General features: G+C 27.0%; 10 protein-coding genes. 1 reads left to right on the top strand and 9 read right to left on the bottom strand.

Going from position 1 to position 8500, the window contains the following annotated elements:
• Positions 1–181: 181 nt before the first annotated feature.
• The 4 genes from AQ1685_RS08455 to AQ1685_RS08440 are packed head-to-tail and all read right to left on the bottom strand — an operon-like array spanning position 182 to position 4400.
• Positions 182–700 (bottom strand): hypothetical protein, encoded by a 519-nt coding sequence (locus tag AQ1685_RS08455; protein ID WP_095071197.1) that lies wholly within the window; start codon positions 698–700, stop codon positions 182–184.
• Positions 700–1878, bottom strand: coding sequence for a hypothetical protein (locus AQ1685_RS08450; protein ID WP_095071195.1), 1179 nt, complete (start codon positions 1876–1878; stop codon positions 700–702). The genes AQ1685_RS08455 and AQ1685_RS08450 overlap by 1 nt, the downstream gene beginning before the upstream one ends.
• Before the next feature lie 2 nt (positions 1879–1880).
• On the bottom strand, positions 1881–4040 hold the full coding sequence (locus tag AQ1685_RS08445) for a type II secretion system protein GspD (RefSeq protein WP_095075030.1): 2160 nt from the start codon (positions 4038–4040) through the stop codon (positions 1881–1883).
• A gap of 6 nt (positions 4041–4046) precedes the next feature.
• Positions 4047–4400, bottom strand: a complete 354-nt coding sequence (locus AQ1685_RS08440) for a hypothetical protein (RefSeq protein WP_095071193.1) — start codon at positions 4398–4400, stop codon at positions 4047–4049.
• Positions 4401–4483: 83 nt separating this feature from the next.
• On the opposite strand from AQ1685_RS08440, the gene AQ1685_RS08435 reads away from it, so the two are divergent.
• Positions 4484–4897, top strand: coding sequence for a type IV pilin protein (locus AQ1685_RS08435; protein ID WP_095071191.1), 414 nt, complete (start codon positions 4484–4486; stop codon positions 4895–4897).
• Here the strand turns inward: AQ1685_RS08435 and AQ1685_RS08430 are convergent.
• From AQ1685_RS08430 to AQ1685_RS08410, 5 genes are read right to left on the bottom strand one after another with little or no spacing between them, the layout of a single operon-like run.
• Positions 4894–6021 carry a type II secretion system F family protein gene (locus tag AQ1685_RS08430; RefSeq protein WP_095071189.1) on the bottom strand — a complete coding sequence of 376 codons (1128 nt, stop codon included), beginning with the start codon at positions 6019–6021 and terminating at the stop codon, positions 4894–4896. The genes AQ1685_RS08435 and AQ1685_RS08430 overlap by 4 nt on opposite strands.
• Before the next feature lie 3 nt (positions 6022–6024).
• Positions 6025–6474 (bottom strand): PulJ/GspJ family protein, encoded by a 450-nt coding sequence (locus tag AQ1685_RS08425; RefSeq protein WP_095071187.1) that lies wholly within the window; start codon positions 6472–6474, stop codon positions 6025–6027.
• The gene (locus AQ1685_RS08420; RefSeq protein ID WP_095071185.1) at positions 6461–6802 is read right to left on the bottom strand and encodes a hypothetical protein; all 342 of its coding nucleotides are present in this window, start codon (positions 6800–6802) and stop codon (positions 6461–6463) included. Before AQ1685_RS08420 ends, AQ1685_RS08425 begins: the two co-directional genes overlap by 14 nt.
• Positions 6790–8040, bottom strand: coding sequence for a hypothetical protein (locus AQ1685_RS08415; protein WP_095071183.1), 1251 nt, complete (start codon positions 8038–8040; stop codon positions 6790–6792). Before AQ1685_RS08415 ends, AQ1685_RS08420 begins: the two co-directional genes overlap by 13 nt.
• Before the next feature lie 2 nt (positions 8041–8042).
• On the bottom strand, positions 8043–8498 hold the full coding sequence (locus tag AQ1685_RS08410) for a hypothetical protein (RefSeq protein ID WP_095071181.1): 456 nt from the start codon (positions 8496–8498) through the stop codon (positions 8043–8045).
• Between the last annotated feature and the right edge of the window lie 2 nt (positions 8499–8500).

Genomic DNA, 8500 nt, shown 5'->3' with positions numbered 1-8500 from the left:
ATAACACAACGTTAACATTTGTCTTGTATATGATATTTGTTTTTCTATTGGGAAAATTAAAAATGTTAATATTATCTAAGATTAAATCCTCTTAAATTATCAGTCTTGGTACTTTTGGGTACTAAAAGTGTATTAAAAAATATTTCGAGATTAAAGTTATTATACACAATAAATATAAGTACTATTCAGAAAGAACTCTTTTAAATAAAATTTCTAAGTTTAAATATTCTTTTCTCTTTGCATAATCTTTCTTTCTTAAAAAACTATAAGATTTAATTTCTCCCAATCCTTCCTTTTCGAAATAGTTTAAAAATTGTAATAATGAATTATAATCGCCTCTGATAGTAATTGGATAGATTTGGCATTTAATACCGTTATCTATTACTTCTGTATAATTTTTAAATGTTACAATTTCAACAGCGTGTAGCTCTCTGTAGAAATTTATCTTTTTTAACAAGATTTGTTGAAATGAATTGTTCAATAGAACATTTTCACTTTTAAGTATAGAATCTATATACTTTTCCTCTTGTTTTAAACCTAATAAATTTGCGCTAATGTTATCGGCAGATTGTTTTTCTTTTTTTAAGTTATTATATTTTTCTTTAAGTTCTAATGTATTACTAAAACTAAGTATATATAATAATGGTAAGGAAATTACAAAACCAATTAACAGTAGTATGTTTTTCTTTTTAAAACTCATTACTCAATTAGAATTAAAATATGAAAATTAGAATTCTTTTTTCTTTTGGCTTTCTCTGTCGTTAATTCTAATAATTGTTTTACCCAGTCTTTCTTTTCAAGATTATCTATCCAACTTGTAAACTCTATATAATTATTGAATACTCCTTTAACTTCAATCTCTTTTATTTTGAAGCTTGTTTCTTTTCCTTTTTTTAATACTCTATTTAAAGGTTGATATATTAATTCGCTTAAAAGTATTGATTTTGGTATTTCACTAACAATTTGATCTGAATATTTGGCCACAGAAAATGCAGAAGAGTTTTGTAATTCTGAAAGTAACTTCCTCTTCTTTTTAACATTAGATTTTAGATCGATTAACTTACGCTTACCATCTTTTTTAATTTCTAGTTGTTGCGTTAATCTGTTTACTTCTGTATTGTAATTATTGAAATAAATAAAGTTCAATAGTACCAAAAAGAAAATGATTCCTAAAATTATTTTATAGCCTAAATTAAATTTCTTCTTTTCTAAATATGCTGTAAAATATTCTTGTTTATAACTAACTTCTTTATTTAGATAGAAATATACTATGGCACTTAAACTTAATATGTATTGATTATTAATTTGTAATCCATTGATTTTGTAATCTTCATTAGTAAACTTTTTAGTAGCAACTGAAGTTACAGCACTATTTGCTAATGTAAGTTTAGTATTTGAAGTTGATATTTCTCCATTTTCAATAATAGAAACTAAGGAACTGAAAGCTGTATTACCTAATAGTACATCTAAAACATTTATATTGATATTCGCAAACTCTTTAATTACTGAAGCTACATAACTTTCACGCACAACAGACAAATATGTTCCTGTATTTGTAGGAAGTATCCTTTTGTAAAATTCTTTGGAAGGTAAAGATGGAAAAGCCCTTTTAAAAATAATTTCTTCAAGCTCGTTTTTTGTTTCGATCGATTTAGATAAAACTTGCTTATTATTTAAAACAAGTATCGTGTGACGGATACTAGATTCTTTTAAAAATTGTAACAGTTCATCTTGATTAAAAAAACGTCTTGAATCTTTTATTTCTAACTTTTGCTTTTTCTTTTCTAGCTGCAAATGAATATAAATTTCATTCCCATCCGAATCAAAAGAATATTCAACCGCAGATAATATATTTCCAAAAAACAAACGATCTTTCATCGTTACTTTATTATAGTAGGTTTAATTAATACCGATAACTTTTTCTTGGAATCGATTCTTGTTTTTTTACTGAAAAGCCATTTTATTACAGGAATTCTAGCTAAAAAAGGAACACCAGAACCAGAATCGTTCTTCAAATTTTCTTCTAAACCGCCTAGAATAACAATATCTTGATCTTTTACTCTGACAATAGAAGTAAATTCTCTTGAATTTATACCCGGAGGTGCTTCATCATCTATTCTATCACTTTCATTAAAACTAGACTGAAGTACATTAATACTTAAAGTAATTTGTTTATCTCCTGCTACCATGGGTCTTATAGAAATAGATAAATCTGCATCTATAGGAACATAATTTCTAATCTCTGTAGTTTGCGGATTTTGTGTACCAATAATATCTCTTCTTACTACAGCATAGTAAGATCTTGCACCATTAGATAAAACTGCCTCATGACCATTTAAGGTAGCTAATTTAGGAGTTGATCTTATTTTTATGTTACCGTTAGTTTCCATTGCTTGAATTTTAGCATAAAAATTTGGTACTACTCTACCAACATTTAAAGAACCAAAACCATTAAAACCTCCTATAATTTTATTTAAAGTATTTGCTCCTAAAGTAAATTCTGAAGAAGGAAATAACTTACCACTACTATTCACAGGTGCGTCTCCTAAACCAAACTCAACTCCAGTATCTACTGTAGATGTTTTGTTGACCTCTAATATCATTACTTCAATAAGAATTACAGGAATAGGTTTATCTATTTTTTTTATAAACTTTCGAAACTTGTCAATTTTTTGGGTATCTCCAGCTACAATAAAACTATTGAGTTCAGTATCAACTTTAATATCTAAATCTGTTAATAGTCCTTTAGGAACTATATTTAATAATGCCTCTACTTTATTATTGTAATCGGAAAAAGGTGCCTGACTCCTTTGATTCACCTGCCTCCTATTCTGATTAAAGCCTTGGGAAACTGTATTTCTATTGTTAAACGAATTTGGAGAATTAAAAGAATTATTTCCGTTTATAATGCCTCCTTGATTCCCGAAACCTCCGATATTACCAGAACCCGAAAACGAATTGAAATTATTATTGTTATTTCTGTTGGTAGAAGGAGTAGTCATAATTTCTATAGAACGATGCATTAAAGGAATTGTAACATAGCTTTTAATAGCTTCTTTCTTACTTCCTGAAAAATAATAAATATTGTTCTCCTTCTTGAAAGTTAATGTGCTATTATCTTCAAGTATTCTAGTTAATAATTGATCGTATGTTATTTCTTTGGCTTTAAATGTAACTTTAGATAAACCTGATAAAGCCGTATCTGTATACATATCAATATTTAATTGAAGCCCGATGTCTTTAATTATAGAACCAACATCTGTATTATCAAAATCGACTTCTAGAATTTGTTTTATAGAATCTTTAACCTTGAAATAAAAGTTTGAACTTCTATATCGTGTTGGTCTTTGAATTTGTTGTTGATTTTTTCCATTTCTAGTTGAGCTATTTACTTGAGCTGTTTCCAAAGATTCAAATAAATAATAGCCATCTTTGGTTTTTGTAACAGTTAAATTATTTGTGTAGGCTATTTTATCAATGGCTCCTTCTAGAGGTTTATTTTTTATGTATGCTGTTATTTTTTTTGATCCAGAACCAATACCATACAACATATTTTTACCTGTAACTTCCGTAATTCTTCTTAATGCAGTTGATAAACTATCATTTTTTAAGTCAATAGAAAACAAATTACTATTTAAATCATATTCTATTGGAATTACTCGCTTTTTTATAACTACTTTTTTTTCAAACTTTCGAATCGAAATAATATTACCAATTGCATCAAAAGTAAGTGAATATTCACTACATAAATGCAGTAAAACATCTTTTATAGTTACGTTTACAAAGTTATTCGATACTCTGTAATTACTTAACTTTGTACTAATACTAAAATTTACTTTCTTTTTTTCTGCTATAGTATTTAACAATGTAGGTAAGTCTACATCATTAATATTATAATCTACTGTTTCTGCTAATGCCGGTATTACTCTTGTTAAACTATCTAACTTCCTCTCTAATACTTTAATTCTATCATCTTTAACCTGTGCAAAAAATGATATGTGTATTAAAGTTAATAGAATAAAAACTATACTCCTTTTCAACTTCAATTATCTTATAGTTAATATATTAATTTCCTCTAAAGTTTCGTACTCAGAATTTTTTCCTATTACAGACCATTCATAATCTCCAGTCGTTAAATCTTCGCTAAATGATCTTCTTGTAATAATTGTATCTAACACTATTTGATTTGCATTTAAAAAATTAGGTGTTGCAATTTTTAAGTGATATTCATCTGCACCTTCTAACTCTTCCCAAGAGAAAACAACAGGTCCTTTATCTAGTTCGTTACCTGTTTTGGGGGCCAAAACTTGTACTATTTTATCACTAATATTTTCAACAAAAATTGCTTCGCAACTTAGCAATGTTATCGAAAATATAATTAATACTACTATCTTTTTCATAAGGTCTTTATTAAATCGGGTATAAAAGTATAAAATAATTTCTTTTTTATAATTTTGTATTTGTAAAATATAATGGTATTGATATGAAATTGAAATTTTTAAAGAAGAAAACTGATGCTTTTAACCTACAGGAATTATTAGTTGTTATGGTTATTGTTGGAATACTAGTTTTAATTGCTCTTCCTAATTTAATGAAACAAGTTACTAAGTCTAAGAGTATGGAAGCTAAAATTCAACTTACACATTTACATGGGTTACAAAAAGACTACTATTATATCAATTCTAAATACTCTAATAATTTTAATGATATAGATTTTGAAGCTCCTAACGCGAATGGTTCAGGGAATAATGTATATTATAGTTATGAGATTATTGAAGCATCTAAAAATTCATTTAAAGCTAGAGCTACTGCTATTGAAGATTTTGACGGTGATGGTGTAAAAAACGTATGGGAAATAGACCAAAATAAAAACTTAAAAGAAATAGTTAGAGATTAACCTATTACCGTACTTAAATTAAACATAGGAATATACATTGCGATTAATATCGTAGCAATAATTACGCCTAAAAATAAAATAATTACTGGCTCTAAAACAGAACTAAGCATTTTAGATCGATACTCAATATCTTTGGTATATTGTTCTGTAAGTCGTTGAAAAATCACATGGTTTTGGTTTGTTTCTTCAGCAACTTTAATTAAAGCTCCCATTTTACTGTCAAATATGTTATGATTACTAATACTTTCTGATAAAGATTTACCCAATAAAATATCTTTCTCTATTGTTTTCAAAGCTTGTTGTAAAGGATAAAAAGTAATCATTTTTTGAGTCAGTTGAATTCCATTTAATAAAGGAACTTTAGCACCTATTAATAATGTTATAGCCTGTGTGAATTGAGCTATTTTCACTTTCCTGAAAAATTCTCCTACAAATGGCGTTTTTAATACCATAAGAGAGGACATTTTCTTATACCATGTTTTTTTTGAAAATGCCCTACGGAAAATTAGAAAACCTAATAATAAGATTAATAGAATCCAATAATAATCTCTAAAGAAATTTGAAGCACTAATTATTTTACTTGTAATCCATGGTAACTCTACCTTATTCTGTTTAAAAATATCAGCAAACATTGGTACAACAAATTGCATCATGAATACAACTGCAAAAAAAGCTGTAAAAAGTATAATTAAAGGATAAGAAAGTGCATTGATTACATTTCTACGTTGTTCATTTCTTTGCTTATAAAAAATGCTTAATTCTTCAATTACCTTTTGTAAAGTTCCTGTTTTTTCACCTATTTGTACTGAATAGAATTCGTAATCTGAAAAAACCTTTCTAGCTCGTAATGCATCAGAAAAGTTTTTCCCTCTAATTAAATCATCTATAATGTTTTGAAATAGATTGATATCCAATTCTTTTTTTTGTTCTTTAGCTATTAAATCTAAGGCATCTTTTAACTCTAAACCAGCTTGAAGTAATACATAGAGTTCGGTGTAAAAAGCTTCCCTTTTTTTATTTGAAAATGCATTTCCAAATAATGTAATCTCCTTTTTTAAAAGACTATCAATATCAAAACTACTTTCCTTTTGGTTTTGTTTAGCTTTATTAATTTCGAATCCCATAGTTTATTGATTTAGATAAAAAGTAGCATCTTTTTTTGAGAAAACAAATGTAGGTCTATTCTTTAATTCTTCTATTTCAAAACGTATTGCATCTACAACTCCATTTTTTACTTGAATTCCATCTAAAAATAGACTTGTATTCTTCAAGCTTAATAAAAAAGAGTCTTTATCTCGTAACACATAATTTTCTTCTAATTTATATGTGACAGAATCTAAAGCATTTTTAAAACTTAAAAATGAGTTTTGTTTTTCTATTTTACGATACGTATTAAAATCTTTGGTAAGTACTTTTTCAAATTGTGTTAATTCTTCTTTTAGATAAAGGCGTTTTTCTATACTTCTAATTTGTCTTCTTACCATAGATAAAGCTGTAAATGCCAATGATATTACTATGGTAGATATTACCATTACCACAATTAATTCTGTAAGCGTAAAAGCATTAATCTTTTTCATTTACTATAATTTTTTTGACTACAACCTTATTTGTTCTTTTTGAAGTAATTTCAAAATTTAACCAATTCATACCATTTTCATTCTCTAAAAAAACAGCATAACTGAATTTACCATCACTTGAATTGTACGGAACTTTTACTTTATCATTTTCGTATTGATATACCAACTCATTTAATACTGTATGTTGTTCATGAGTTTCTTTCATTGCTAAACCTCGCATTAGATTTGTGAGTATAGCCATAGCGATACCAAATACCAAAATTATAATTATTGTGGCTACAAGTACTTCGTTTAAAGAAGAAGCTCTAATTTTTTTTAATACAGCCATTTTGCAACAGATTTTTGATTGGATTGTAAACCTAAACCAACATATTGATTTACTAAGTTATTCGCATTAATACTTCCATTATAAATATGATTAATGTATTTGCTTCCAAATTGAATTGTTATAAAGTTTTTGGCATAAACTTCTCCTGAAACATTCCCTAAAAGCTCTAAATTCCCTTCACAATAAACTTCACCTGTGATATGAACTTGGCTGTCTAATTTTATTTGAGGTTGATAATTTATTTTAGTATCATCCTTTTTTAAAAAAGCTAATACTCCTCTTATGTCACTTCGGCTATTTATAAAAATTCCGTCTTCACTTTCTATTTTTTCTTTCTTGTAATTTAATATCAAAGCAGATGGATATTGGAGTTTTACACTTTCTTCAACTTGTATTTTTTGATTGGCAAAAACTTGTATATTTCCTTGAAATCCAGATTCTATTTTTACCTCTGGTGCTATTAAAATTATATCTTCTAAAGTTGCTGTCTTCTTTACAATTATCTTTGAACTTGAAGTTATTATTATATTCCCTTTCAATGAAATATCTTCTAGTTTAATTGTAAGATAATCTTGATAAGATAATGTTTTACTGTAAAACGATTGCACTATTTTTAAGCCTTCTCTAAGTTCAAAATTAGGTTGTATTTTATTTAAAAATGAAAATCTTTCAGAAACCTCTTTTATACGTTTATTTTTAGGCAAACTAGTCTCGCTTTGTTGGGTAGTTCCTTGAATTAAAGTATTTCCATAAAAAGAATTTCCAGCAATATTTCCAGGTTTAACACCACGTTGTGAAAGATATGATTTTCCGATTATTTTAGTGTGACCTACTAATACTAAAGGCACATTATTTTCTACCAAATAAAGCGCTTTTTTATCCTTTATTCTATTCCCAATTAAAGCTACTTTTTTAATAGTTTCTTTATTGACTTTAGAAGTGATTTTAGCAACATCAAAAATCCCCCAATACTTTTGTTCTATAGTGACTTCTTCTTGATCATTTTCAGAAAACTGAACCTTTTTTATCGTATTATTTTCTATACTTTTTGATGCTAGATAACGAAATCCATTGTCTGCTTGTAATACTGCTTTTTGATATAAATTCTTCTTTACACCTAGCTTCTGTTGTAAATTTATTAATTGAACAAAGGCAAATAAAACAATGAAAATAATAATTGCAATAACCAGTACATACTGCAATGCTCCTGCTTTCACTTTACCATTCCAATGTTTCATGATTACTTTTTAATCGTTTTATACTTTCCTTTATATAAAACTTTGATTTCTTTTTTAGTTCCTGATATTAATTCTACATCATCTTTTTTTACTCGTGTACGCATGATATATTGTTTCCCATTAATTGTTATAATAAACGACGTATTGTCGTTACTACTTATCATTCCTTTGTATTGAATGTTTGGAAAAACTACAGGTACCTTTTGCGTTGTTTTTTTCTTTTTTTTAGTCTTATTTTTTGCTGAATTATGTAACGTTCCTAAAAAAGGATCTCTTTCGTGAATAGAAACCTTGTACGTTTCTTTTTTTGCAGTAATATTAGGCTGAAACTTTTGATAATTAATTTCTGGTATTTCTTCTTCATATTGATGAGAATATCTAAAAAATTGAATTCCTACAACACTCCAAACAATAATAACAATTACCAATAAAATATATGTTTTTTGTTTTTTTTTCATTG

Source organism: Tenacibaculum jejuense (assembly GCF_900198195.1).
Classification (GTDB): domain Bacteria; phylum Bacteroidota; class Bacteroidia; order Flavobacteriales; family Flavobacteriaceae; genus Polaribacter; species Polaribacter jejuensis.
Note: the sequence above shows the minus strand (reverse complement) of the source record. Positions and strands in the feature narration are given on the sequence as shown.

What these genes read in the sequence shown, in the direction of transcription:
- AQ1685_RS08455 (WP_095071197.1), bottom strand. Translation starts at nt 700, where the DNA reads ATGAGTTTTAAAAAGAAAAACATACTACTGTTAATTGGTTTTGTAATT.
- AQ1685_RS08430 (WP_095071189.1), bottom strand. Translation starts at nt 6,021, where the DNA reads ATGGGATTCGAAATTAATAAAGCTAAACAAAACCAAAAGGAAAGTAGT.
- AQ1685_RS08435 (WP_095071191.1), top strand. Translation starts at nt 4,484, where the DNA reads ATGAAATTGAAATTTTTAAAGAAGAAAACTGATGCTTTTAACCTACAG.
- AQ1685_RS08440 (WP_095071193.1), bottom strand. Translation starts at nt 4,400, where the DNA reads ATGAAAAAGATAGTAGTATTAATTATATTTTCGATAACATTGCTAAGT.
- AQ1685_RS08410 (WP_095071181.1), bottom strand. Translation starts at nt 8,498, where the DNA reads ATGAAAAAAAAACAAAAAACATATATTTTATTGGTAATTGTTATTATT.
- AQ1685_RS08425 (WP_095071187.1), bottom strand. Translation starts at nt 6,474, where the DNA reads ATGAAAAAGATTAATGCTTTTACGCTTACAGAATTAATTGTGGTAATG.
- AQ1685_RS08415 (WP_095071183.1), bottom strand. Translation starts at nt 8,040, where the DNA reads ATGAAACATTGGAATGGTAAAGTGAAAGCAGGAGCATTGCAGTATGTA.
- AQ1685_RS08450 (WP_095071195.1), bottom strand. Translation starts at nt 1,878, where the DNA reads ATGAAAGATCGTTTGTTTTTTGGAAATATATTATCTGCGGTTGAATAT.
- AQ1685_RS08420 (WP_095071185.1), bottom strand. Translation starts at nt 6,802, where the DNA reads ATGGCTGTATTAAAAAAAATTAGAGCTTCTTCTTTAAACGAAGTACTT.